The sequence below is a fragment of the Agreia sp. Leaf210 genome (genome assembly GCF_001421485.1).
In the GTDB taxonomy this organism is placed as follows: Bacteria; Actinomycetota; Actinomycetes; order Actinomycetales; family Microbacteriaceae; genus Agreia.
Window position 1 is genome coordinate 81,470 of record NZ_LMKK01000005.1, and the last position, 24,348, is coordinate 105,817.

The window sequence follows — 24,348 nt, forward strand, 5'->3', positions numbered from 1 at the left end:
TCCGAGCGCTTAGAGCCCGTTGGCCTTCGCGACCTCGCCGTACCAGCTCGCGCTGGGCTTGGGGGTGCGCTCGAAGGTCTGCTTGTCCCAGGCGATGAGCCCGAAGGTGGGCGCGAAGCCAGACGCCCACTCGTAGTTGTCGAGAGCGGACCAGTGCTGGTAGCCCAGTAGCGTGATGCCGTCTTCGATGCACGCGTGCAGCCCCTCGAGGGCGCCGAGGGTGTAATCGATGCGGCGGCTGTCGTCCTGGGTCGCAATGCCGTTCTCGGTGACCATGACCGGAGTGTGATCGCTGAGCTCCCAGGCGGCGCGAACGCCGATTCCGGCGGCCGGAGGGAAGTACTCCCACTCGGTGAGCGTCTTCTCCACCTCGGCGGCGGGCGGGCGGATGCCCTCCGGTCCGACGATGTTGCGCGTGTAGGCCTGCACGCCGATGAAGTCGTCACCCGCGGCGTTCTCGAGGTACCAGTCTTCGGCCGGGTAGGCGATCTCGCGCTTCTTCTCTTCGGAGCCGGGCTCATCGGCCGCCTCGAACGCCTGGGTGGCGATGGTCCAGCCCGTCTTGAGTCCCGAGACCTGCGACAGCACCTCACGGGAGCGGCGGTGCGACTCGAGCAGCGCATCCGCGACGCCGAGGTCGGGCTTGGGAAGGCCGTACGCGACGAGGTTCGACGCGTCTTCTCCCCCGGCCAGCATCGCGGCGATGTTGGGCTCGTTGATCGTGCAGACGTAGTTCACGCCCTCCGCCACGACGGGCAGAGCGAGCTCGGTGTAGCGGGCGAACAGATCTGCCGCGTCGGACGCACGCCAGAAGCCGTCGTTCTCGAACCAGCGCGGCACGGTGAAGTGCATCAGCGTCACGATCGGCTCGATGCCGAACTCGTGGCAGGTGTCGACCATGCGCCGATAGTGATCGACCGACGCGCGCGAGTAGAGCCCGCGCTCGGGTTCGATGCGCGACCACTCGATGCTGAACCGGTACGAGTTCAGCCCGAGCTCTGCGAGCAGACGGATGTCTTCGCGATAGCGGTGGTAGCTGTCGGCCGCGTCTCCGGAAGGCTCGACGATCGTGGTGCCCGGCTCGTTCTCGTGAACCCACCAATTGCTGTTGACATTGTTTCCCTCGATCTGGTGCGCAGCGGTAGCCGCACCCCACAGAAAGCCGTCGGGGAAGGTGAGCATCAGGATTCTCCTTTGTGGTTGGTGCTGGGGTCTTGTAGGCCCGGCTGCTGCGACCAGAAGCCGTCGAGCAGCTCGGTCGTGTATTCCGGGTTGTCGATGTTCGGCAGGTGCCCGGCGTTCGGGATGATCTCGTAGCGGGCACCGACGTGGCGGGCCATCGCGAGCTGATCGGCGATCGGCCACGCGTCGTCGGCATCTCCATGCGCCACGAGAACGGCAAGCCCGGTGTCGCGGAGCGCGTCTCCGGTGTCAGGGGTGTCGCGCAGGATGGCGGCGAGGGCGAGGAAATTGTCGTCGCTCGAGGCCGCGGCACGTTCGCGAACGAAGACCTCGTCTTCGTTTCTCGCACCGAGCAGGTTGTTGTGCTCCCACCAGGCGAGCGTGCCGTGTCGAGCCACGAACGCCGCGTCGTCGCGGTGGTGCTCGGTTCCCTGGCCTCCCGGTCCCGAGCACAACATGGTGAGATCGGCGAAGACCGACGGGCTCAGAATGGCCGCCGCTCGGGCGACGAGCCCACCGAGGCTGTGGCCCACCAGGTGCACGGGGCGGCCTCCAGCGATGCGCTCGGCCACGGCGACCGCGTCGGCCGCGAGGGTGTCGAGAGAGTACTCGTCGATGCCGTGCGGAGCGATCGAATCGGCCTGGCCCCGCTGGCTGTATGAGTAGGCCTCCCACCCTCGACGCGCGGCGAGGTCGACGAGAAATCGGTGGTCTTCCTTCGAGCCGGTGAATCCCGGAACGAAGAGAACGACTCCTCGCTCGGGGCCGTCGGGCATCGCGCGAAATGCGGTCAGGCCGTCGATCGAGAAGACGGTGAGCGATTCGGGCAGCGCGAGCCCGCCGAACGTCACGCCACGTCCCGTCGGCCGGGGTTCGGAATCGCGTCGAGCAGACGGATCGTGTATTCGTCGCTCGGGTTGCGCAGCACCTCCGCCGTGTTGCCGCGCTCCACCACCCGTCCGCCGTTCAACACCATGATGTTGTCGGTCACGACGCGCGCCGACAGCAGATCGTGGGTGATGTACAGCAACGAGACCCCCCACTGCTGACGCAGATCTTCGAGAAGAGCGAGCACGCCGGCGCGCAACGACACGTCGAGCATCGACACGGGCTCGTCGGCGATGATCACCTGCGGGTTGCTCGCCAGGGCTCGTGCGATCACCACGCGCTGACGCTGGCCTCCCGAGAGCTGGTGTGGGAGCTTGGCCGCGAACTCCTCGACGGGCGACAGGCCGACGGTGTCGAGCAGCTCGAGAACCCGGCGCCGCGCATCGAGGCCCTTCAGCCCCGTGAAGTTGACGACCGGCCGCGTGAGCGTGTACTCGACGGTGTGCAGCGGGTTCAGTGCGGCGTACGGATCCTGGAAGACCATCTGCACGTCGCGGTGCAACTGCCGGAATCGGCCTCTGCGCAGAGAGCCCACGTCGAGGTCGCCGAAGCGCACGCTGCCCGCAGAGGGTTTCTCGACCGCGGTGATCAGTTTCGCCAGCGTCGACTTGCCGCTTCCGGATGCGCCGACGAGCGCGAGCGACTGGCCCGGCTCGAGCGTGAACGAGACGTCGTCGACCGCGGTGACCTGCGGCTCGCCCCGGCGCGGCGCCGGGTACACCTTCGAGACGTGTTCGACGACGATGGCCTTCTGATCCTGGCGCCGGGTGCGAGACGACACGGTCGGCGGTGCCGCGGCGGGTGCACGGCGAGTGCGGCCCTCGAAGCCGGGCAGCTTCACGACCTCGGCCCGCGGATCCGCGTAGTGCGACAGCAGCATCTTCGTGTAGTCGTCGCCGGGGTTCTCGAGGATCTGCCGAGACGGCGCATCCTCGACGATCTCGCCCTCGTGCATCACGAGCACCCGCTGCGCCGACTCGAGGACGATGCCGAGATCGTGGCTGATCAGCAACGCCGTGAAGTTCTCTCTCTTCTGCAACTCGATGATCGTGTCCATCACGGCGTGCTGCACGAGAACGTCGAGCGCGGTCGTCGGCTCGTCGAACACCATGAGCTTCGGCTCGAGCGACAGGGCGAGCGCGATCGATACACGCTGACGCATTCCTCCCGACAGCTCGCCGGGGAACCGGTCGAGAACGCTGGAGGGCAACTCGACCTTGGCGACGAGTTCCGCCGCCCGGGTGCCCCAGTCGGCTCGGTCGATGTGGCCATGGGCACGGAAGATGTCGACGAAGTGGTTGCGGATGCTGCGCACCGGGTTCAACGCGTTCATGCCCGACTGCAGCACCATGGCGATGCCGCCGTGGCGCTGCTCCCGCAGATCGTCACTCGAGAGGCTCGCGATGTCGACTCCGTCGAGCAGGATCCTGCCGCCCACGACTCGGGCCGGTGGTTTCGAGAGCCCTGTGACGGCGAAGCCCAGGGTGGACTTCCCCGATCCCGATTCGCCTACGAGCCCGACGAATTCACCGTGCTCGAGGGTGAACGACACATGGTTCACGGCATGCGTGCTGTCTGCACCCTCTCCATAGTCGACGGAGAGGTCTGTGATCTCGAGCAGGGCGGTCATCGCTGCTTTCCTTCCCGGAGGCGCGGATTCGAGATTCCGTCGACGCCGAAGTTGATGAGGGTGAGGCTCGTGGCGAGCAGGGCGATGCACAAGCCGGGCGCGAACAGCAGCGCCCATTGACCGGTGAGCAGGGCGTTGGAGTTCTGCGCCCAGAAGAGCATCGTTCCCCAGCTGACCACCGTGGTGTCTCCGAGGCCCAGATACTCGAGCCCGGCTTCCGCCAGAATCGCCGCTGTCGCGGCTCCGAAGAAGTTGCCCACGATGAGAGAGGTCATGTTCGGCAGGATCTCGCGGAACACGATCCGGAACGGACGTTCGCCGCTGAAGACGGCGGCCGTGACGAAGTCACGAGAACGCAGCGACTGCGTCTGGCTGCGCAGTACGCGCGCACCCCACGCCCATCCGGTGATCACGACGACCACGATGATCATGCCGATGCCGCCACCCGAGAGGTACGCGGCGATGACGATCATCAGCGGCAGCCCGGGAATCACGAGGAACAGGTTGACGATGAAGTTGATGACATCGGCGCCGAAGCCTCGCACGTAACCCCAGCTGAGGCCCACGAGAACTGCGATCACGGTCGAGAGCAGTCCGGCGATGAGTCCGACGAAGATGCTGATCTGCGCGCCCCAGATGAGCTGGGAGAGCACGTCTTCGCCGGCGGCTGTCGTGCCGAGCCAGTGCGCGGCCGAGGCATCCGCAGAGCGGTCGAAGCCGTTCTGCCTCGCGCCGTACGGAGCCAGCAGCGGCGCGAAGACCGCGATCAGGATCATCAGTCCGAGGATGATGATGCCGATGCGGGCCTTGCCGTTCGACCACACGGTCGATGCGACGCGCAGCACCACCTTGAGCGGGCTCGGTGCGGGCGCGATCGACGCTTCCTCGATGGCGCGCACAGCGCGGGTCGAGGGGGGAATGCTCTGGGTGCTCATCGGCGGGTCCTCGGGTCAAGCACGCCGTACAAGATGTCGACGAGGAAGTTGGCGATGAGCACGCTCACGGTGATCATCAGGAACAGGGCCTGCATCAACGGGTAGTCCTGGTTGGTGACCGCGTTGAAGAGCAGGTAGCCGATGCCGGGGTATCCGAACACCCGCTCGACCAGGATCGATCCGCCGACAACGCCGCCGAGTGCGAGCCCGAACGAGGTGAGGTTCGGAAGGATCGCGTTGCGTGCCGCGTAGCGCAGGGCGACGGTGCGAGGCTTCAACCCGTTGGCCTCGGCGAAGGTCACGTAGTCGTCGCCGATCGTCGAGATCATCGTGTTGCGCATTCCGAGAATCCAGCCGCCGAGCGAAGTGATGAGGATCGTCAGCGCGGGGAGAGCGGCGTGATAGATCGCGTCGCCGAGGAAGCCGATCGTGAACTGCGGTGATGCGGTCGGTCCGTACGCGCCGGAGGTGGGGAACAGCCTGCCGACGTACCCCGCGAAGAACAGCAGAAGCAGAGCGGTCCAGAAGTACGGGAACGCGCTGGCGAACGACCCCGCGAGGGTGGGCAGGGTGTCGAGCCAGGTTCCGCGCTTCCACGCGGCGAGCACGCCGAGCAGGGTGCCGAGCACAAAGGCGATGATCGTCACGACGCCGACCAGCACGAGCGTGTACGGCAGCGCGGTGCTGACCAGCTCGGAGACGCTCTGCGGGTAGAACGTGTACGAGACGCCGAAGTCGAGCGTGATGACCTGATGCAGGTACGCCACATACTGCTCGAGGATGTTGCCGGTCGGCACTCCCAGTTGGGCCTCGATGGCCGCCTTGGTCGCGTCGCTGACCGGACCGTTCTGTGCCAGCTTCGCGAGGGCCGCGTCGGCCGGCGAACCGGGCATCAGACGGGGAAGGATGAAGTTGAGCGTGATGGCCGCCCACAGCGTGAGTAGCAGCAGGCCGGCCTTGCGGGCCACGTAGCCCCATGCCCTCCCTCCGCCTGATCCTGATGTGCGGGGCGCGGCAGAGACATCGGCGCTGCCGGGCGCGATCGTGACGCTAGTCATCGTTGACCTTCTTCAGATGGGTGAGAACGAGCAGGGGTGTGGAGTCGTAGGTCTTAGGCGAGGCATACGGGTCGGCTTCGCTCGGCCAGCCGGTGAACTTCGCGTTGCTCACGAGGCCCCATGATCCGCCGTAGTACAGGCTGAACACGGGCAGATCGTTGTAGACGATGTTCTGCAGCTGATAACCCAGCTGCTTCTGCTTCTCCGGATCGATGGCGAGCTTGTACTGGGTCAGCAGATCGTCGGCTTCGGGGTTGTCGTACCGCTCGAAGTTGAACACGGCCTCTTCTCCGACCGGCTTGAGGTAGTCACTCGAGAGGAGCCCGTTGAAGTCGCGGAAGATCGAGCCGGTTCCGCCCGTTCCGCCCATGGCGAGGTCGTACTCTCCGTTGCGCAGAGCCAGTTGGTAGGCCGCGGGCTGCGGGCTCGCCACCTTCACGTCGATGCCGATGGCGCCCCACTGCTTCTGCACCTCCTGCACGCCCTTGAGCCAGTCGTTGTAGCCGTTGGCCGTCGTGATGGTGAAGCTCAGCTGGGTGCCGGAGGCATCCACGAGCTTTCCGCCCTGCTGGGTGTAGCCGGCCTGAGCGAAGTACTCGAGCGCCTTCTGCTGGTTCTGGGCCACGAGCCCAGAGTCGGGGATCGAGGGGTCGAGCAGGTTCTGCTGGTACGGGAGCAGGATGTTGGTCTGGCCCGCCACATCCATGTATCCCTCTGCAGCCGAATCGCCCACGGCCTTGCGATCGAGCGCGAGCGATAGCCCCTGTCGCACGTTCAGATCGTTGAAAGGAGCCTTGGTCAGATTCGGGAACAGGGCGACCGTGCCTCCCGGCGGGAACCAGTAGGTGTTCTTATTGCCGGCCCCGACCCAGGCGCCATCGACATCGGAGATGAACGAATAGGCCCAGTCGTAGCCCTTGGTGGCCACGTCGAGCTGGGTGTTGGTCGCGGGCAGGATGATGTGCTCGGCGGCGACCTTGTCGGCCTGCCAGTAGGTGGGGTTCTTGTCGATCGTGTACTGCTGAGCGGCGAAGTTGCCCAGGGTGTACGGACCGGTGCCGACGGGATCGGGGTTTCGGAACGTCGACGGGTCGGGCACATCCTTCCAGATGTGCTCGGGCACGATGAGCGTCGTCGCGATGAGCTGCGCGGCCGGCACATCGGGTGCCTTGAGGTGCACGGTCACCGTCGTGTCGCTCGTCTCGACCGTGTCGATGTAGCTCCAGATGCCCTGCAGGTCGAAGGTGGGGTACTTCTTGAGGAGATCGAAGCTGAATGCGACGTCCTTCGGTGTGAAGGGCTTGCCGTCGCTCCACGTGACGCCGTCGCGAATGGTGAACACCACCGTGGAGGGATCGGGGAGTTCGTAGCCCGTGGCGAGCCACGGGTGCTCCTCGCCCGTCACGTTGTCGAGAACGACGAGCGGCTCGTACATGTAGAAAGCGGCCGTGCGCTTGTTCGTCATGTAGGGGTTGAAGTTGCGCTCGAACAGGGGCGAGCCGTTGTCGGCCGCGACGAGCATCGTGTCTTTCGGGATCGAGGGATCGGGTGCGCTCTCGATCTGGATGCTGCATGCCGCGAGCCCCGTGGTCAGCATGATGGCTGCGACGAGGGCGCCCAATCGGCGTCGGGTTGGGTGCTTCATTGGAACCGCTTTTCTCAGGTCGACGATGAACTGACGTGAATGGTGGTGACGTGCACGTTCACCACACTGTATGCGCTTACAGTTTGCAAATGCAAGCGGAATGCCCAGAGCGCTGCGAGCTCGCAGGCGACAGCTACGGGCAGCTCTCCCGCAGCACGACCTGCACTGGAAGCACGAGCGACCGCGCCTCCATTGACGGGTCGTCGAGCCGCGCGGTGAGCGCCTGAATGGCCGCTCGTCCGAGCTCGACCATCGGCTGATGCACGGTCGTCAGTCGTGGCGACGAGTGCCGCCCGGCCGCGATGCCGTCGAATCCGGTGACCATGACGTCGTCCGGAACGCTGATGGATCGGCGACCCATCGCATCCAGAACGCCGAGGGCCGTCTGATCGTTCGAGCAGACGATCGCGTCGGGCAGCGTGTCGACCCCGAGCGCGATCTCGCGCCCCCGCACCCGACTGAAGTCACCGCGGATCAGCTCGACCGTCACCTCGGAGACACCGTCGACAGCCGCCCGGAATCCCTGCAGTCGCTCGGCATCGTCGGGCGAGTCCTCCGGACCGGCGATGTACAGCAGTCGCCGGGCCCCCGTGCCCAGAACGTGTTCGGTCATCGCGCGCATGCCGGGAGCGTTGTTGACGCTCACGTGATCGAACTCGTCCGTTCCACGCGTTGCGGCGAGAACGACCACGGGGATGCGCCGGGCCACATGGGTGAGCAGCTCGTCGGGCACAGTGCGCGCGAGCACGGCCAGGCCGTCGACCCGGCCCGCGATGTCGTTCACGATCGCCTCGCGCGACGCGCCGCGGCCGGCGGCCACCATCAGGGCGAACCCGCGTCGCCAGGCCTCGATCTCGGCCCCGCGCAGCACCTCGTCGAAATAGAAGTTGTTCGTCTCGGGTTCGGTCGTCGGGTCGTCGCGCACGATCGTCACGCCGCCGGATGCCGCCAGGGGCTGAGCGTCGGATCCCGCCACATCGTCGTGGCCGGGAAAGAACAGCCCGATCACGTTCGTTCGGCGCGCCGCGAGCCCCCGGGCGTTCGCGCTGGGAACGTAGCCGAGGTGTCGTACCGCCTCGAGCACCCGCTCCCGGGTCTGCTCTTTCACCGAGTCGGGACTGCGCAGCACGCGCGACACGCTGGCGATCGATACGCCGGCGCGCTCGGCCACGTCGTAGACGGTAGGCGCTTTCGCCATGCTCGTTTCCCCCCTCGTCGCCCTCTAGTCTGCACGACGGGCGCCCGCCACCGAGTCGTCGATAATGGTCGGGTGCCTACTTCTCCCCTTGTGACCCTGTCCGACGGACGCGCCATCCCCCAGCTCGGCCTGGGCGTCTACAAGGTGTCAGACGCCGAGGCGACGGATGCTGTCGCTCACGCCCTCGACGCCGGCTACCGCCACATCGACACGGCCGCGTTCTACGAGAACGAGAGGGGCGTCGGTCAGGCGGTCCGTGCGAGCGACGTTCCGCGGCATGAGGTGTTCGTCACCTCGAAGGTCTGGCAGAGCGACCACGGATACGACGAGACTCGACGGGCGTTCGACGCCAGCCTCTCGAAGCTCGGCTTCGACTACCTCGACCTCTACCTCATCCACTGGCCTGCCCCGCGGCAGAACCGCTACGTCGAGACCTGGCGTGCGCTCGAGAGCCTCAAGGCCGACGGCCTCGTGCGCTCGATCGGCGTCTCGAACTTCCACCCGCACCACCTCGAGAGGCTCGCAGCGGAGGGTGGAGAGACGCCGGTGATCAATCAGGTCGAGCTGCATCCGTGGCTTCAGCAGGCCGAGGTGCGGGAGTATGACGCCGCACACTCGATCGCGACCGAGGCGTGGTCTCCGTTGGCACGCGGCCGCATCCTCGACGATCCGACGTTGGCGGCGCTCGCCTCGAAGCACGGCCGTTCAGCGGCTCAGGTCGTGCTGCGCTGGCAACTCGACCTCGGCAACATCGTGATCCCCAAGTCGATCACACCGGCACGTATCCGCGAGAACGTCGACGTCTTCGACTTCGAACTCGACGACGATGACCGCGCGCGCATCGCCGCGCTCGACAGCGGCCAGCGCACGGGAAAAGACCCCGACGACCTCGGTTGACGCTCAGGTCAGGTCGTCGACGTGCAGGTGGGTGCAGGTGTCGGCGAAGTCGTGGAAGTTCGCGAAATCGGGTTCATCCCCGGCATTGATGCGGCACTGGCGCTGGCCGAGTCCGGAGCCCGAGGGCATCACCTGGTCGAGCACCGCGATCAGGCGCAGCGAATTGTCGTCTGCTCCTGAGAGGCCCTGACCATCGAGCGCGTTGAAGTCCACCGCATGGCCTCCCCCGCCCACATAGTGCGCCGAATAGATGCCGGCACCCTCGATCTGGCCGGTGCACTTGCGATTGATATCGCTCACTCCGGCCGAGCCGAATGTGCGCACGGCGACGACGATCGCGGCGAGGATCTGCGTGTCGATGCCGCAGTTCTCCACGGAGTCACCGGCAGCGATCCACTCGATCTCCTGAAGGTGGTCGGGCTGGGCGCCCGTCAGACGACCGGCCTGGATGTCGCCGACCAGTTCCAGCGCGAGCGTGCGTGCGTCGTCAGAGATGGGCGCTCCGGGCGCGGACCCCGCCTGGGCGGCGGCCGCAGCCGCAGCAGCCGCGGCCGCCTCCGCCGCCGCGATGCCTGCCTGGTAGTCCGCTTCTGTGGTTGCGACGTTCTGAGTGAGCGAGGCGAGTTGAGCCTGCAGCTCCGACTCGTGGGCGGACTGGGCGTTCACCGCGCTGACCGCAGCCTTCTGAGCAGAGAGGGCGTCGGAGAGCGAGGACGCCGCCGTGTTCGCCAGCGACGTCAACGCGTCTTTCGCGACCTGCGCCTGATCACTCATCGCCGCCGCGTCGTTGCTCTGCGTCTTCGCGGTGGCATACACGCCGGAGACCGTTTGACTGAGTTTGCTCAACGACCCCAGCTTGCCGAGCAGATCGTCGCTCTCGCCGGAGGAGCTGGTCAGCAGCATCGACGTGACGTCTTCACCACCGCCCAGGCGAGCGAACTGCGCCGCGAGCTGCGCAGCCTGCTTCTTCGACGCGTCCGCGGACGCTTGCAGGGTGGCCGCGCGATCCGCGAGCGAATCCGCCGTCTTCTGTCCGTCTTCGAGCGCCTTCTGCGCCTTCTCGTTGAGCGTCCACCTCTCGTTGGCCTGCTGCTGAGCTGCCGACGCCTCGTCTTTCAGCTGCGCGAGGAGTTGGGTGATCTGGTCGACCTCGCTCTGCTTCGCCGATTCGCTCGCCTTCGCGGCCTGCACGTCGTCCCATGACGGGTAGTCGTCGGCCCGTGCGGCCGCGCCGCCAGACAATGTGGTCGCGCCGACAATCGCGGCGACGACCAGGGCCGTGATCGTATGGTTCGTACGACGTGCTCTGCTCACCGATGTCCTCGTTCTCTTGGGCCGCCTACGAAAGTAGACCCGAGTTCGCGAGCATCGACGCAGCAACACGCCACCGGCGCATCACCCACGGCAACTTGTCACCAGCGGCCGTGCACGGCCTCGCGGAAGTAGCGATCGTAGATGTCGTTGACGCCGTCTTCGAAAGCCTCGCCGAGATAACCGACAGAGCCGGCTGCGGCGTTCGCACGGGCCTGAGCCACATTGCGCGCACCGGGAATGACCGAGCTGACACCGGGACGCGACGCGACCCACGCGAGGGCCGCCGCGGCAGGTGTCGTTCCGTCAGGCACGAGCGCCGCGAACTCGCGGGCGGCAGCGACGCCGGCCTCGAAGTCGACACCGGAGAAGGTCTCGCCCACGTCGAACGCGCTGCCGTCGCGGTTGTAGTTGCGGTGGTCGTCGGCCGCGAACACCGTGTCGGCCGAGTACCGCCCACTGAGCAGACCGGATGCCAGCGGAACCCGCGCGATGATGCCCACTCCGGCCTCGATGGCCGCGGGCAGGACGGCATCGAGAGGCTTGAGACGGAAGGCGTTGAGGATGATCTGCACCGTTGCGGTGCCGGGGCGAGCGATGGCCGCGAGGGCCTCGTCGCACGTCTCGACGCTGACGCCGTAGTTGGCGATGACACCGTCGTCGACGAGCGTGTCGAGCGCGTCATACACGGCGTCGGAGCTGAACACCGCGGTGGGCGGGCAGTGCAACTGCACCAGATCGAGCGTCTGCACGTTGAGGTTGCGCCTCGAGCGGTCGGTCCACTCGCGGAACTTCTCGAGCGTGAAGTTCGACGGGTCCTGCGCCTCGCGTCGACCCATCTTCGTCGCCACGGTGACCTCGCTGTCGGGGTGTGCCTCGAGGTACTCGCCGATCAACTGCTCACTGCGGCCGTCGCCGTAGACATCGGCGGTATCGAAAAACGTGACGCCCGACTCGACGGCCGCATCGAGAACCGCGTGGGCCTCGGCGGCGCTCACGTCGCCCCAATCCGCTCCGAGCTGCCAGGTACCGAGTCCGATGCTCGATACGGTTCGTCCAGTGCGTCCGAGAGTGCGATAGTCCATGCATCGAGCCTAGGTGCTCGTCCCCACGCAAGGTCCGTAACGGCGCGATAACGAGAGGGTAACCATCGCATCTCGCTCACTCTGCTCGCAGCCAACCGTCCCTAGCGTGACCCTCATGAAGAGATTCGCGCTCGCAGCCGTCGCCACCGTCGCCGCCGCATTGCTGTTCACGGGGTGCTCCAGTTCGTCCGGGGCGCCGGCCCCTGCCTCGCCCCAGCAGGAGAGGTCCGCGCCAGGCACGCCTCGAGACGGTGCCGTGTCGGCCGATGCGCAGGTCATCACGACGGGGTGGGTCTCGATCACCGTGGATGACCCTGCCGAAGCCAGCGGGTCGGCGGTGAGCGTGGTCGAGCAGCACGGCGGGCGCATCGACAATCGTTCAGAACAGGCAGAAACGGGTTCGGAGTCGGCGAGCGCGGCGCTCACGATCCGGGTGCCTCAAGACGAGGTCACAGAAACGCTCGACGACCTGAAGAAACTCGGCACCGTCGAGTCTGTGTCGATCGCGTCGACCGACGTCACGACCCAGACGACCGACCTCGATGCCCGCATCACGGCGATGCAGGCATCGGTCGACCGGCTTCTCGACCTCATGACCGCCGCCACTGACACTGACGACCTGATCACGCTCGAGTCCGCGCTCTCCACGCGTCAAGCCGAGCTGGATTCCCTGACGTCGCAACGCGACCTACTGGGCGACCAGATCTCCTATTCGACGATCGATCTGCAGTTGCACACCGCGGGTGCGATCGCCACCGGTGCGCCCCGGGACTTCTGGGGTGGATTGCTCGTCGGCTGGCGTTCCTTCGTCGGCGCTCTCAACGGTTCCCTGGTGGCCTTCGGCGTGGCCCTGCCCTGGCTGGCCGTTCTGACAATCCTCGCGTCGGTCACGATCGTCATCATCCGCGCGGTGTCCCGACGCAGAGCTTCCCCTCCGCCGGCCTCCTGATTCATCACCCCGGTTCGATAGCATGGCGACCGCGTCCCCCGTTCGGGAGGGCGCAGCCTCATGCGAAGGAGCCCGCCCGTGTCAGATTCGTCCGCGATCGTCGAAGAACCTCGCATCCACAAGGGCCTGGCCGGTGTCGTCGTCGACACGACGGCCATCTCCAAGGTCAATCCCGAGAGCAACTCGCTGCTCTACCGCGGCTATCCCGTTCAAGAACTGGCCGCGCTCTGCTCGTTCGAACAGGTGGCGTATCTGCTCTGGCACGGCGAGCTCCCCACCGACGAACAGCTCGCGGAGTTCGAGCGCGTGGAGCGCGCTCAGCGCGCGCTGCCCGTCGCGGTCCGGCGCATCATCGACGAGCTGCCGCTCACCGCTCACCCGATGGATGTGCTGCGCACAGCCGTGAGCGTCATCGGCGCAAGCGACCCACGAGCATCCGACGACTCGCCCGAGGCCGACCTCGAGAAGGCGATCGGTCTCTACGCCAGGATCCCCGCGATCGTGGCCTACGACCAGCGACGTCGTCACGGAGACGACGTCGTCGAACCGCGCGACGACCTCGGCTACTCGGCCAACTTTCTTCACATGACCTTCGGAGATGTTCCGGAGCTGGTCGTGGTCGATGCGTTCGACGTCTCGATGATCCTCTACGCGGAGCATTCGTTCAACGCGTCGACCTTCACTACCCGGGTCATCACCTCGACTCTCGCCGACCTGTACTCGGCGGTCGTCGGAGGGATCGGCGCGCTCAAAGGACCCCTGCACGGCGGGGCCAACGAGGCCGTGATGCACACCTTCGACGAGGTGGGCCGCGCCGACAAGGCTGCCGCCTGGCTCGACACCGCCCTCGCCGAGAAGCGCAAGATCATGGGCTTCGGCCACCGCGTCTACAAGCACGGCGACTCGCGAGTGCCCACGATGAAGACCAGCCTCGACGCACTCCTCGAGCACTACGACCGCCCCGATCTCGGCGCCCTCTACGACGCGCTCGAGACCGCCATGACCGCGCGCAAGAACATCCTGCCGAACCTCGACTACCCGTCGGGCCCCGCGTATCACCTCATGGGATTCGACACCGAGACGTTCACGCCACTGTTCGTCGCGAGTCGCATCGTGGGCTGGACCGCTCACATCATGGAGCAGCGCGCCTCGAACTCACTGATCAGGCCGCTGAGCGCCTACTCCGGTCACGACGAGCGACACCTCGAGGGCTGAATCAGAACGCAACGTCGGGATGCTGCCGGAGCCAGAGGGTTCGGCGCAGCTCCAGGTCTCGTTCGACCGCGTCGTCGATGACGGCGGGGTCGATGCGCCCGGCCTCGACGGCGCCGACGACAGCGGAGATGGTCGCGTCGATGTCGCCCGGTGTCACGTAGAGAAGCAGGTCGTTGCCGGCGGCGACCGCTCGGATGGCGTTCTCGCCCGGATTCGCGTACTCGGGAAGGCCGGTCGCCTCGAGCATGCCCATATCGTCGGTCACGGTCACGCCCGTGAACCCCAGTTCGTCTCGCAGGACGGCGTGCCAGGTAGACGACAGGCTCGCCGGCTGCGGATCGACGGGCGTGTAGGCAAGGTGACCGAACATCACGAGTTCGGCTCCTCCGTCGATGCCCGCTTCGAAGGGTGGCGCGTCTCGAACACGCCATCCGTTCAGGTCGACGTCGATCTGCGGCACGCTGGTGTGCGAATCGCCCGTCGACTCCCCGTGCCCGGGAAAGTGCTTGAGCGTGCTGAAGACGCGCCCTTTCTCTCCGGCGACCGCGGCAGCGACCTTCGGCGACGCCGACGCGGCATCCGGTCCGAGCGCTCGACTGAAGATGAACGACGTGGGATCGGCCGTGACATCGGCGACGACGCCGAAGTTCACCGAGATTCCGGCGTCATGGAGTAGTGCCGCCCGACCGGTGAAGGCGTCGAGCGTCGCCGTTTCCGGCTCGGCAGCGAGAGTGTCGGCTCCGGCGAAGCCGTCGTACGGAAGCCGGGTCACGTCGCCGCCCTCCTCGTCGACCGCTATCAGCGGGGCGAGACCGTCTTCCGAGGCGACTCCGCCTGTCAGGGCAGCCAGCTCCTCTGGCGTTGCCGGAATGTTCTCGCCCATGAGGATCAGCCCGCCGAGGCCTCGCGACGACACGGCGGCCTGCCACGCCGCCCCGTCGACCCCGGGCGCACGAACGATGAACATCGAGGCGACTTTCTGCTCGAGCGTCATGGTGTCGGCGCGCACCGACGCATACTGCGCCGTCATCTCCTCGACAGAGGGGGCAGGGGCCGGCGTCGCCTGCGCGGTCTTCGTCGGGGTCTCGGTAGGAGTGTCTTGCGTCTCGCCCGCCCCAGCGCACGACGTCAGCAGCAGGCCGAGGCAGACGAACGTCGATATGGCGGCGGCTCTACGACGCATCGGACGCGATCACTCGGTCACCGGGCCGAGGAGCGAGTTGGCCACGGTGGCATGTGCGGATTCGTCGTCTGACGGGTGGAACATGCCCGCCAAGACGTCGCGGTAGAGACGGCCGAGCTCGCTCGAGTTCGACATCGCCGACCCTCCCGTCACTCTGATCGCCTGGTCCACCACGACCCGAGCGGTCTCAGTCGCACGCACTTTCACACCCACGAGCTTCGAGAACCAGCGGGTGCCGTGGTCGACGAGTTCGTCGACATCGCGGCCCAACGCGTCGATCTGCGGTTCGAGCGCGTCAAGCGCGATCGCGGCCTCGGCAACGCGATGCCGGATGTCGGGGTCGGATGCGTAGGGTCGGCCGCCCGACTTCAGGCTCGTTCTACGGTGGGCAGCCTGCACCGCCAGCTCGAGGGCGCGGTCGGCGATACCGGCGTAGACGGCTGCCACGAGGATCTCGAAGTTCGCGAAGATCGCGAAGACGAGCGGGTCTGCGCTCGGCCCCGGCGCGATGCGTCGGAACACGCGATCGGCCGGCGCCGTGACTCCCTCGAGGATCGTGGTGTGGCTCTGCGTCGCGCGCATGCCGAGCGTGTCCCAGTCATCCTCGATTCGATACCCGCCGGCCGCCCGATCGATGAAGGCGTGCACGAGCTGGGGCGCATCCGGGCTCGTATCGTCGCGACCGAAGACGCCGAGTCGCGTCCAGACCGGCGACAGCGACGTGAAGATCTTGCGGCCGGTGAACGAATACGACCCGTCCGGATGTCGGTCGGCTCGGGTGCGAGAGTCGAGGAGCACCAGGTCGTTGCCCGGCTCGCTGTTGCCGAAGGCGAAGATCTCACCGGCGACAGCCTCGTCGAGCACGAAGGCGAGCGACTCGTCTCCGCGATCCCGCAGGGCCTTCGCCACGCCCGTCCAGACGAGGTGCATGTTGATCGCGAGCGCCGTCGCGGGCGCGGCCGCTGCAAGGCGCCTCTGCTCACGCGCGACCCCGGCGAGCCCCAGGCCGCGTCCGCCCTGATCCGTAGAAGCGAAAAGTCCGAGATACCCGAGCCTGATCAGCTCCGCAAGATCCTCGTGTGGAAAGACGTTGTCACGGTCGTATCCGGCGGCGCGCGAACGGATGCGCGCGATGACGTCGTCGGGGATCAGCGGGGAATGCACGCCCCCACATTACGCCCGGCGCTTCTTGGTCGCCGCCGGCTCCTTCTCGGCAGCAGGCTTCTTCGCCGCAGCCGTCTTCTTCGCCGCCGGCTTCTTCTTCGGTGCCGGCTTCTTCTTGGCCGCATTCCGCTCGACGCTCCGGCGCAGAGCCTCCATGAGATCGATGACCTCTCCCCCGGACTCCTTCTCGGGTTGCTCCCCGAACGTCGCGTCGGTGTCGAGGGCCTCGCCCTGCTCGAGCTTCGCATCGATGAGCGTGCGGAGCTGTTGCTGGTAGTCGTCGGTGAAGTCCTCGGGAGAGAAGTCGCTGGCGAAGCTGTCGACGAGCGCGCTCGACATCTCGAGTTCTTTCGCCGTGATGCGCACCCGCTCGTCGAGGGCGGAGAAGGATGCATCGCGCACCTCGTCCGACCAGAGGAGGGACTGCAGCATGAGCACATCGCCGTGTACGCGCAGGGCGCCGAGGCGCGTCTTCTGCCGGAGCGCGAAGTGCACGATCGCGGTGCGGTCGGTCTGCTCGAGCGTTCGCCGCAGTAGCACGTACGACTTGGCGCTCGACGAGTCGGGTTCGAGAAAATAGCTGCGGTCGAGCATGATCGGATCGATCTGCTCGCTCGGCACGAACTCGACCACATCGATCTCGCGGCTCTTCTCCTCCGGCAGACTCGAGAGGTCGTCGTCGGTCAGCACCACGGTGCGCTCCCCGTCGTCGAATGCCTTGTCGATGTGGGCGTAGTCCACGACCTTGCCGCAGATCTCGCAGCGTCTCTGATACCTGATTCGCCCGCCGTCTTCATCGTGCACCTGGTGCAACGAGATGTCGTGGTCTTCGGTGGCCGCGTAGACCTTCACGGGCACGTTCACGAGGCCGAACGTGACGGCGCCTTTCCAGATGGCTCTCATACATCCGAGTGAACTCCTCTCGAAGCGCAAGCACTAGCCCTTGACCCCCGGATCGTGCAGAGAATGTCAGCATGAGCGCGACGAAACAGGTGGTGTCCGTGGGCGGGCAGAGACTCACTCTGACCAACCTCGACAAGGTGTTGTATCCCGAGACCGGAACCACGAAGGGCGAGGTCCTCGACTACTACGCGTCCATCGCGCACGTGTTGATTCCGCATGCCCGCGAGAGGCCCGCCACCCGCAAGAGGTGGGTCAACGGCGTGGGCACCGCGGAGCATCCGGGCGAGATGTTCTTCCAGAAGAATCTCGACGACGGCACTCCGGACTGGGTCACCCGCGGCACGATCGAGCACAAGAACCATTCGAATGACTATCCGCTCGTCAACAATCTCGCCACGCTCACCTGGCTGGGCCAGATCGCGGCACTCGAGATCCACGTGCCGCAGTGGCGGTTCGCTCGAACGGGCGAGCCCAAGAATCCCGATCGTCTGGTGCTCGACCTCGACCCCGGCGAGGGTGCGGGTCTGCCCGAGTGTGCCGAAGTCGCCCGCCTCGCCCGCGAGATCCTGCGCGACATGGGACTCGATCCCATGCCCGTCACGAGCGGGTCGAAGGGCATCCATCTCTATGCGGCCCTCGACGGCCGACAGACGTCAGACGAGGTGTCCGCCGTGGCGCACGAGCTCGCCCGCGCCCTGGAGGCTGCCCACCCCGATCTCATCGTCAGCGACATGAAGAAAGAACTCCGGCAGGGCAAAGTGCTCGTCGACTGGAGCCAGAACAATGGCTCGAAGACGACGATCACCCCGTATTCCTTGCGGGGCCGGTCGCATCCGATGGTCGCGGCGCCCCGCACCTGGCGCGAGTTGTCGAGTCCCTCGCTCGCCCAGCTCGACTTCCACGAGGTGCTGCGGCGCGTGAAGCGGCGCGGCGACCCACTCGCCGACCTGACGAAGGGCCACCTCGACGCGCTCGAACCGACGGCCGACCGCCTGTCGACGTACAGGCAGAAGCGCGACGCCTCGAAGACGCCGGAGCCGGTGCCGAGCGAAGCCGCGGAGCCCACCGAGGGGCGCTCGTTCGTCATTCAGGAGCATCACGCGAGGCGGCTGCACTACGACTTTCGCCTCGAACACGACGGGGTGCTGGTGAGCTGGGCGCTGCCGAAGGGGGTGCCCACGTCGGGAAAACAGAACCACCTTGCGGTGCAGACCGAGGACCACCCGCTCGCCTACGGTTCCTTCGAGGGCACGATTCCGGCCGGTGAGTACGGTGGCGGTGAGGTGACGATCTGGGATGCCGGCACGTACGAGCTCGAGAAGTGGCGCGACGGAAAAGAGGTGATCGCCACCCTGACGGGAACGAAACCGTCGGGCCTCGGCGAGCCACGACGATTCGCCCTCATCCACACGGGGGGCGCCGGCCGCGCCGAGAACAACTGGCTCATTCATCTGATGGATCCGGCTCAACCGGCAGCGGCGCCCTCGACCACTCCTGCAGCGGATTCTCGGCGCTCGGCGACCTCGGAGCGATCCATCTCACCGATGCTCGCCACCCTGGGCACCAGGGAGACCGTTCTCGCCGACGACTCCCCCGCAGGATGGGCATTCGAGATGAAGTGGGACGGTATCCGCGCCATCGCCCGGCTACGAGATGGCGAGGTCCGACTCACGAGCCGGAACGGGAACGACCTCACGCGCAGCTTCCCCGAGATCGCCGAGGCGGTGGCGCAGTCCCTCGACGAAACGACCGACTGCGTGCTCGACGGCGAGATCGTCGCGCTCGACGCGCGGGGCCGTCCCGATTTCGGACGCCTGCAGAGCAGGATGAAACTGACGAGGAAATCTGAGGTCGAGCGTGCAATCTCGTCAACCAGGGCACACTTCTTCGTCTTCGATGCGCTCGAGCGGGGCAGCGAGTCGCTGAGCTCCCGAGACTACGACGAGAGGCGCGTGGCGCTGCAGGAGATCGTCGTGCCCGACGCGAGCTCCCTCGTGCAGGTACCTCCCGCCTACGAGGGCGACCTCGACGAGGCACTCGCGGCGAGTGCAGAGCTGCACTTGGAGGGCGTCGTGGCAAAGAAGCGCGACTCGACGTATCGATCAGGCAAGAGATCGTCGGCGTGGATCAAGCTCAAGCTGCACAAGACGCAGGAGGTCGTGGTGGTGGGTTGGAGACCCGGGGCCGGGCGACGGGCGAACACGATCGGTTCGCTGCTCGTGGCCGTGCCTCGAGACGGCGAGCTCCGCTACGCGGGTCGGGTCGGAACGGGCTTCAGCGAACGGGATCTCGCCGAGCTGGCCACACGGTTCGCCCGTATGGAGCGCAAGACATCGCCGGCGACCGACGTGCCTGCGGCAGACGGCCGCGACGCGCACTGGATCACCCCGTCCGGCGTCGGAGAGGTCGAGTTCGCCGAATGGACGTCGACGAACCGGCTCCGTCAGCCCGTGTGGCGGGGATGGCGCACCGACAAGAACCCGGCGGATGTCGTGGTCGAAGAGCCGCGTCCCGCGTAGACCCCTAAAATCGATCCATGACCACGCCCCTCGACGCAGCATCGCTGGTCGTGGAACTGCTCTCGTGGATCGGGCTCTGCCTCGGCATACCGCTGCTGATCGCGGGCTACGTGCGCCGACTCGCTTTCAGCGGCTGGACCGAGACGATGGCCGTGATCGTGGCTCGTCGCCCGGTCCCGGATGCGCCGCGCGGCGACACCGACGACACCCACGTCTTCCGATGGCTGGGCGACGACGGCCACCTGTACGAGCTGCCCGCAGACACCGAAGAGACCGCTCATCTCGTCGAGGGCGACGACGTGACGGTGTTCGTGAACCCCCGGCGTCCGGAGCAGGCTCGCACCGACCCCGCCCACCGAGAGGGGCATCTGCTGAGGCTTCTCGGCTATATCTTCGCGGGTGTCGGCGTGGTCAGCGTCGTGCTCTCGATCGTGATCGCCGTCGTCGAGTAGCTCAGCGCTCCCGAACCGGCCTCACAGTTCGAAGCGAGCGGCGGGGATCTCGTCGAGGGCGTATCGGATGCGCGTGCGCATATCGAGAGACATCTCCGGCAGCTCGTGGAGGGCGAACCAGCGGGCCTCGGTGTTCTCACCGTCGGCCGGGTAGGGATCACCGGACACGTAGCGCATGCGGAACGTGAGGTCGAGGTACTCCGACTGGTCGCCGTTCTCGTAGGTCAGCATCGGGAGCGTGTGCACCCATGACAGACGCTCGGCCACGGCGACAACGCCGGCCTCCTCGAGAACTTCGCGAGCGGCGGCCGTGGCGGGCTGCTCGCCCGGATCGATGATGCCGGTCACGGGGGTCCAGGCACCGTTGTCGGAGCGCCGAACCATCAGCACGCTGTCGTTGTGTGTGACCACGGCCGTGATGCCCGACAGCCACAGCGGAGCGTGACCGATCTTCTCGCGCAGGGCCAGTACGAAATCAGGAGTCGCCATAAGACGAGACTATGGTGCCGAGCGGCCGCGGGTAGAATCGTTCGGTTATGACAGACCTGCCGAACGAACCCGAAACGCCGCCCGCCGGCTTCACCGCCGACGAGCTCGAGGTGACCCTTCGGGTGCTGGCACAGCTGCACACGCTCGAGCAGGAGCATCCTGATTTCGTGGCCGTGCGTCGAGCGACCGCCAAGATGTTCAAGGCCGTCAAGAACCACGGCCGGCAAGAGAAGCGCGCGCGAATCGCCGCCGCCGACAGGGCTGTCGTCGCGGCCACGGCTACCGGGGCATCCGATCGCATCGACGACGAGACACGCGGCATCCCCCTCGCCAGCACCATCGAGGCGCCCACCGCGGGCACCCTGCTCAAGTCGCGGGCCTGCTACATCTGCAAGCAGCACTACACGCTGGTCGACGCGTTCTATCACCAGCTGTGCCCCGACTGCGCGGCCATGAGCCACGAGAAACGGGATGCCCGCACCGACCTCACCGGCAAGCGCGCGCTCCTCACCGGCGGTCGGGCGAAGATCGGCATGTACATCGCCTTGCGTCTCCTGCGCGATGGGGCCCACACGACCATCACGACGCGCTTCCCCCGGGATGCCGTGCGTCGCTTCTCCAGCCTGCCCGACGCATCCGAGTGGGTGCATCGTCTGAAGGTCGTGGGAATCGACCTGAGAGATCCCGCGCAGGTGATCGCCCTCGCAGACGCCGTCGCCGCAGAGGGGCCCCTCGACATCCTGATCAACAACGCGGCTCAGACAGTCAAGCGCTCCCCCGGCTCGTACGCACCGCTCACCGACGCCGAGCTGGAGCCGTTGCCGACGGACCGGCCGCTGCCCGAGTTGGTGACCTTCGGGCATACCAACGACGCGCATCCGCAGGCGTTGGCGGCGTCCGTCGCCGCGCACCCGATTCTGGGATCCACCGCACTGGTCGCCGACAAGCTCACAGCGTGGGAACTCACGAATCTCGCCATGGCACCGGGTTCGAGCTCGCTCGACCGCCTCGCCGCGGGAACCGCGATCGACGCGGGAGGGCTGGTGCCCGATCTGCACGACGTCAACAGCTGGACGCAGAACGTCGAGCACGTCGATCCCCTCGAGATGCTCGAGGTGCAGCTCGCCAACACGACGGCGCCCTTCATCCTCGTGAGCCGCCTGCGCCCCGTGATGGCCGCTTCCGAGGCACGCCGCACGTACATCGTGAACGTCTCGGCCATGGAAGGGCAGTTCAGCCGCCGTTACAAGGGGCCCGGGCACCCGCACACGAATATGGCCAAGGCGGCGATGAACATGCTCACTCGCACGAGCGCCGGCGAGATGCTCGAGTCGGATGGAATTCTGATGACCAGCGTCGACACCGGCTGGATCACCGACGAGCGTCCTCACCCCACCAAGGTGCGTCTGGCGGAAGAGGGCTTCCACGCCCCGCTCGACCTCGTCGACGGCGCGGCACGGGTCTACGACCCGATCGTTCGAGGCGAAGCCGGTGAAGACCTGCACGGAGTCTTCTTGAAGGACTACAAGCCCGCAGCCTGGTAGCTGCAGCCCGCTTCGGGGCTATGCCCGGTCGAGCCAGCGCAGAACACTCATCGGCACGAAGACGGCGGCCGACGACAGCAGCACGCCGCCCACGAACACCTCGGCGAGGAAGCCTCCGTCACCGGGGAACGAGTACGCCATCACAACCATCCCGGCGACGAAGACAGCCAGGCACAGGATGAAGACGATGACTCTCATGAAAACAACTACCGTTCGATCGTGGCGCCGCCGAGGCACCGCATGAAAAAGACTGTGCACCCAGACTATCGTGAGGCCGAGTCGCCCGGTTCCCTCAGCTCGCGTCGCAGGATCTTGCCGACATTGGTCTTCGGCAGCTCGTCGCGGAAGACGATGTACTTGGGTCGCTTGTAGCCGGCCAGGCGATCCTTGAGATAGCCGCGGATGTCGGCCTCGGTGAGCGACGGATCCTGGCGCACGACGAACAACTTGACCGTCTCGCCCGAGTGCTCGTCGTCGACGCCGATGACGCCGGCCTCCTTTACTCTGGGGTCGCTGAGCACCGCCTCTTCGACCTCAGCGGGATACACGTTGAAGCCACCGACCACGATCATGTCCTTCATGCGGTCGACGATCGTCACGTAGCCGTCAGCATCCATGATCGCGACGTCACCCGTGTGCAGCCAGCCGTCGGGTCCGATGGCTTTCGTAGACTCCTCTGGCTTGTTCCAGTAGCCCTTCATGATCTGGGGGCCGAAGACCACGAGTTCTCCCCTCTCGCCCAAGGGAACGGCCACATCGTCGTCGTTGCGGATCTCGACGTAGGTCGACGGAAGGGGAAGGCCGATCGTTCCGAGGCGAGCCGTGCCGATGGTGGGGTTCACTGACACCACGGGAGAGGCCTCGGTCAGCCCGTAGCCCTCCACCATCTGCGAGCCGGTCCTGCGCTCCCACTCCTCGGCGACCTGGGTGCGCAGCGCCATTCCACCTGCGACGCTCAGCTTGAGCGGGGCGAAGTCGAGTGTGTCGAAGCCCGGCCGGTCGAGCAGCGCCGCAGCGAGGGTGCTCACGAGGATGAGAACGCTCGGTCGGTACTTGGTCACGGTCTTGATGAGCGCATCCGTCTCGCGAGGGTTCGTGATGAGCACGTTGTGGGCCCCGAAGTGGAAGAACCCCAGGCAGTTCACCGTGAGACAGAACACGTGATACAGCGGCAGGGCGGCGATGACCGTCTCCACGCCCTCCTGCAGAGCCACCCTGATCGGTCCCATGATCTGGAACTGGTTCGCGAGCATGTTGTGGTGAGTCAGCATGGCGGCCTTCGTGCCGCCGGTGGTGCCTCCGGTGTACTGCAAGAAGGCCAGGTCCTCCGGTGCGATGCTGGGTGCGTCGAAGACGAGCTGCGCTCCCCTGCTGAGCGCGTCGCGGAACGAGATCGTGCCCGACAGCGAATGAGCGGGAACCATCTTCTTCACGTACCTGACAGCGAAGTTCGTGAACGCGCGTTGGGGCAGCGGCAGCAGGTCGCCCACCGAGGTCAAGATGACGTGCCGGATGTCCGTGCCGCCGATCTCCTGGTCGAGCGTGACGGCGAAGTTCTCGAGCACGACGATGGCGACGGCGCCGGAGTCGACGAGGATCGCTTTGAGCTCGTGGGCCGTATAGAGCGGATTGGCGTTGACGACGACGAGGCCCGCCTTCAGCGCGCCGAACATGGCGACGGGAAACTGGAGGAGGTTGGGCAGCTGAATGACGATGCGATCGCCGGGAACCAGGCCAAGTTCCTTCTGATAGAAGGCCGCCATACGGTCGGAGAGCACATCGACGTCGCGGAACGACAGGGCGTGGCCCATGTTCGAGAACGCCGGCTGATCACCGAACTTCGCGCACGTGGCGGCGACGAGTTCGGGGATCGATCGGAACGTGATGTCGGGGATGTCCGAGTCCTGGCCAGGAGGGTAACTCGCGAGCCATGGTCGGGCGGACTGGGGATGATTCTCTGCTCTGAGCACCCTACGACTTTACCGTCCTACTGAGAAGGTCGTTAAACAGCGAATGGCCACCCCTAGGGGGTGGCCATTCGTGTAATAGGAGTCCGGCGGTGTCCTACTCTCCCACAAGGTCCCCCTTGCAGTACCATCGG

The 24,348-nt window shown here is 66.4% G+C and carries 21 protein-coding genes; 6 read left to right on the plus strand and 15 right to left on the minus strand.

Features of this window, described 5'->3' with window-relative positions; translation table 11 throughout:
- Positions 1-9: 9 nt before the first annotated feature.
- The 7 genes from ASE64_RS16905 to ASE64_RS16935 all read right to left on the minus strand — a co-directional run bounded on the left by ASE64_RS16905 (position 10) and on the right by ASE64_RS16935 (position 8,536).
- Positions 10-1,182, minus strand: a complete 1,173-nt coding sequence (locus ASE64_RS16905) for a glycoside hydrolase family 1 protein (protein ID WP_055783431.1) — start codon at positions 1,180-1,182, stop codon at positions 10-12.
- Positions 1,182-2,033, minus strand: a complete 852-nt coding sequence (locus tag ASE64_RS16910; RefSeq protein WP_055783433.1) for an alpha/beta fold hydrolase — start codon at positions 2,031-2,033, stop codon at positions 1,182-1,184. Before ASE64_RS16910 ends, ASE64_RS16905 begins: the two co-directional genes overlap by 1 nt.
- Complete coding sequence (locus ASE64_RS16915) at positions 2,030-3,700, minus strand: ABC transporter ATP-binding protein (RefSeq protein WP_055783438.1); 1,671 nt, start codon at positions 3,698-3,700, stop codon at positions 2,030-2,032. Before ASE64_RS16915 ends, ASE64_RS16910 begins: the two co-directional genes overlap by 4 nt.
- The gene (locus ASE64_RS16920; protein WP_082466496.1) at positions 3,697-4,635 is read right to left on the minus strand and encodes an ABC transporter permease; all 939 of its coding nucleotides are present in this window, start codon (positions 4,633-4,635) and stop codon (positions 3,697-3,699) included. Before ASE64_RS16920 ends, ASE64_RS16915 begins: the two co-directional genes overlap by 4 nt.
- Positions 4,632-5,693 (minus strand): ABC transporter permease, encoded by a 1,062-nt coding sequence (locus ASE64_RS16925; protein ID WP_082466498.1) that lies wholly within the window; start codon positions 5,691-5,693, stop codon positions 4,632-4,634. Before ASE64_RS16925 ends, ASE64_RS16920 begins: the two co-directional genes overlap by 4 nt.
- Positions 5,686-7,338, minus strand: a complete 1,653-nt coding sequence (locus ASE64_RS16930) for an ABC transporter substrate-binding protein (RefSeq protein ID WP_082466500.1) — start codon at positions 7,336-7,338, stop codon at positions 5,686-5,688. Before ASE64_RS16930 ends, ASE64_RS16925 begins: the two co-directional genes overlap by 8 nt.
- Before the next feature lie 133 nt (positions 7,339-7,471).
- Entirely contained in the window at positions 7,472-8,536 is a 1,065-nt protein-coding gene (locus tag ASE64_RS16935) for a LacI family DNA-binding transcriptional regulator (protein WP_055783444.1), read from the minus strand.
- A 72-nt stretch (positions 8,537-8,608) separates the two neighbouring features.
- On the opposite strand from ASE64_RS16935, the gene ASE64_RS16940 reads away from it, so the two are divergent.
- Positions 8,609-9,433, plus strand: a complete 825-nt coding sequence (locus ASE64_RS16940; RefSeq protein WP_055783447.1) for an aldo/keto reductase — start codon at positions 8,609-8,611, stop codon at positions 9,431-9,433.
- A 3-nt stretch (positions 9,434-9,436) separates the two neighbouring features.
- Here ASE64_RS16940 and ASE64_RS16945 read toward each other — a convergent pair whose 3' ends face one another.
- Both ASE64_RS16945 and ASE64_RS16950 read right to left on the minus strand, forming a co-directional pair.
- On the minus strand, positions 9,437-10,747 hold the full coding sequence (locus tag ASE64_RS16945) for a coiled-coil domain-containing protein (RefSeq protein ID WP_055783450.1): 1,311 nt from the start codon (positions 10,745-10,747) through the stop codon (positions 9,437-9,439).
- 98 nt (positions 10,748-10,845) lie between these two features.
- Entirely contained in the window at positions 10,846-11,829 is a 984-nt protein-coding gene (locus ASE64_RS16950; RefSeq protein WP_055783453.1) for an aldo/keto reductase, read from the minus strand.
- Positions 11,830-11,944: 115 nt separating this feature from the next.
- Between ASE64_RS16950 and ASE64_RS16955 the strand changes: the two genes are divergently transcribed.
- Complete coding sequence (locus ASE64_RS16955; RefSeq protein ID WP_082466502.1) at positions 11,945-12,778, plus strand: DUF4349 domain-containing protein; 834 nt, start codon at positions 11,945-11,947, stop codon at positions 12,776-12,778.
- Between the two features lie 60 nt (positions 12,779-12,838).
- Complete coding sequence (locus ASE64_RS16960; protein WP_055783456.1) at positions 12,839-13,993, plus strand: bifunctional 2-methylcitrate synthase/citrate synthase; 1,155 nt, start codon at positions 12,839-12,841, stop codon at positions 13,991-13,993.
- A gap of 1 nt (position 13,994) precedes the next feature.
- On the opposite strand, the gene ASE64_RS16965 is transcribed toward ASE64_RS16960, so the two are convergent.
- Genes ASE64_RS16965 through ku form a run of 3 tightly spaced genes read right to left on the minus strand, consistent with a single transcriptional unit; the run spans position 13,995 to position 17,243 of the window.
- Positions 13,995-15,176 carry a glycoside hydrolase family 3 N-terminal domain-containing protein gene (locus ASE64_RS16965; protein ID WP_055783459.1) on the minus strand — a complete coding sequence of 394 codons (1,182 nt, stop codon included), beginning with the start codon at positions 15,174-15,176 and terminating at the stop codon, positions 13,995-13,997.
- A 9-nt stretch (positions 15,177-15,185) separates the two neighbouring features.
- The gene (locus ASE64_RS16970; protein WP_055783461.1) at positions 15,186-16,340 is read right to left on the minus strand and encodes an acyl-CoA dehydrogenase family protein; all 1,155 of its coding nucleotides are present in this window, start codon (positions 16,338-16,340) and stop codon (positions 15,186-15,188) included.
- Positions 16,341-16,349: 9 nt separating this feature from the next.
- Positions 16,350-17,243, minus strand: a complete 894-nt coding sequence (ku, locus tag ASE64_RS16975; protein ID WP_055783464.1) for a non-homologous end joining protein Ku — start codon at positions 17,241-17,243, stop codon at positions 16,350-16,352.
- A gap of 71 nt (positions 17,244-17,314) precedes the next feature.
- Between ku and ASE64_RS16980 the strand changes: the two genes are divergently transcribed.
- Together ASE64_RS16980 and ASE64_RS16985 are read left to right on the plus strand one after the other, a co-directional pair.
- Positions 17,315-19,762: an ATP-dependent DNA ligase gene (locus ASE64_RS16980; RefSeq protein WP_055783467.1), complete on the plus strand. Its 2,448-nt coding sequence runs from the start codon at positions 17,315-17,317 to the stop codon at positions 19,760-19,762.
- Positions 19,763-19,779: 17 nt separating this feature from the next.
- Positions 19,780-20,214, plus strand: a complete 435-nt coding sequence (locus ASE64_RS16985; RefSeq protein ID WP_055783469.1) for a DUF3592 domain-containing protein — start codon at positions 19,780-19,782, stop codon at positions 20,212-20,214.
- 21 nt (positions 20,215-20,235) lie between these two features.
- Here the strand turns inward: ASE64_RS16985 and ASE64_RS16990 are convergent, their stop codons facing one another.
- Complete coding sequence (locus ASE64_RS16990; RefSeq protein WP_055783473.1) at positions 20,236-20,703, minus strand: NUDIX hydrolase; 468 nt, start codon at positions 20,701-20,703, stop codon at positions 20,236-20,238.
- A 47-nt stretch (positions 20,704-20,750) separates the two neighbouring features.
- Between ASE64_RS16990 and ASE64_RS16995 the strand changes: the two genes are divergently transcribed.
- On the plus strand, positions 20,751-22,247 hold the full coding sequence (locus ASE64_RS16995; protein ID WP_055783476.1) for an SDR family oxidoreductase: 1,497 nt from the start codon (positions 20,751-20,753) through the stop codon (positions 22,245-22,247).
- Between the two features lie 18 nt (positions 22,248-22,265).
- Here ASE64_RS16995 and ASE64_RS17000 read toward each other — a convergent pair whose 3' ends face one another.
- Together ASE64_RS17000 and ASE64_RS17005 are read right to left on the minus strand one after the other, a co-directional pair.
- Positions 22,266-22,445 carry a hypothetical protein gene (locus ASE64_RS17000; protein WP_055783479.1) on the minus strand — a complete coding sequence of 60 codons (180 nt, stop codon included), beginning with the start codon at positions 22,443-22,445 and terminating at the stop codon, positions 22,266-22,268.
- 65 nt (positions 22,446-22,510) lie between these two features.
- Positions 22,511-24,217, minus strand: coding sequence for an AMP-binding protein (locus tag ASE64_RS17005; RefSeq protein WP_055783481.1), 1,707 nt, complete (start codon positions 24,215-24,217; stop codon positions 22,511-22,513).
- Positions 24,218-24,348 lie beyond the last annotated feature (131 nt).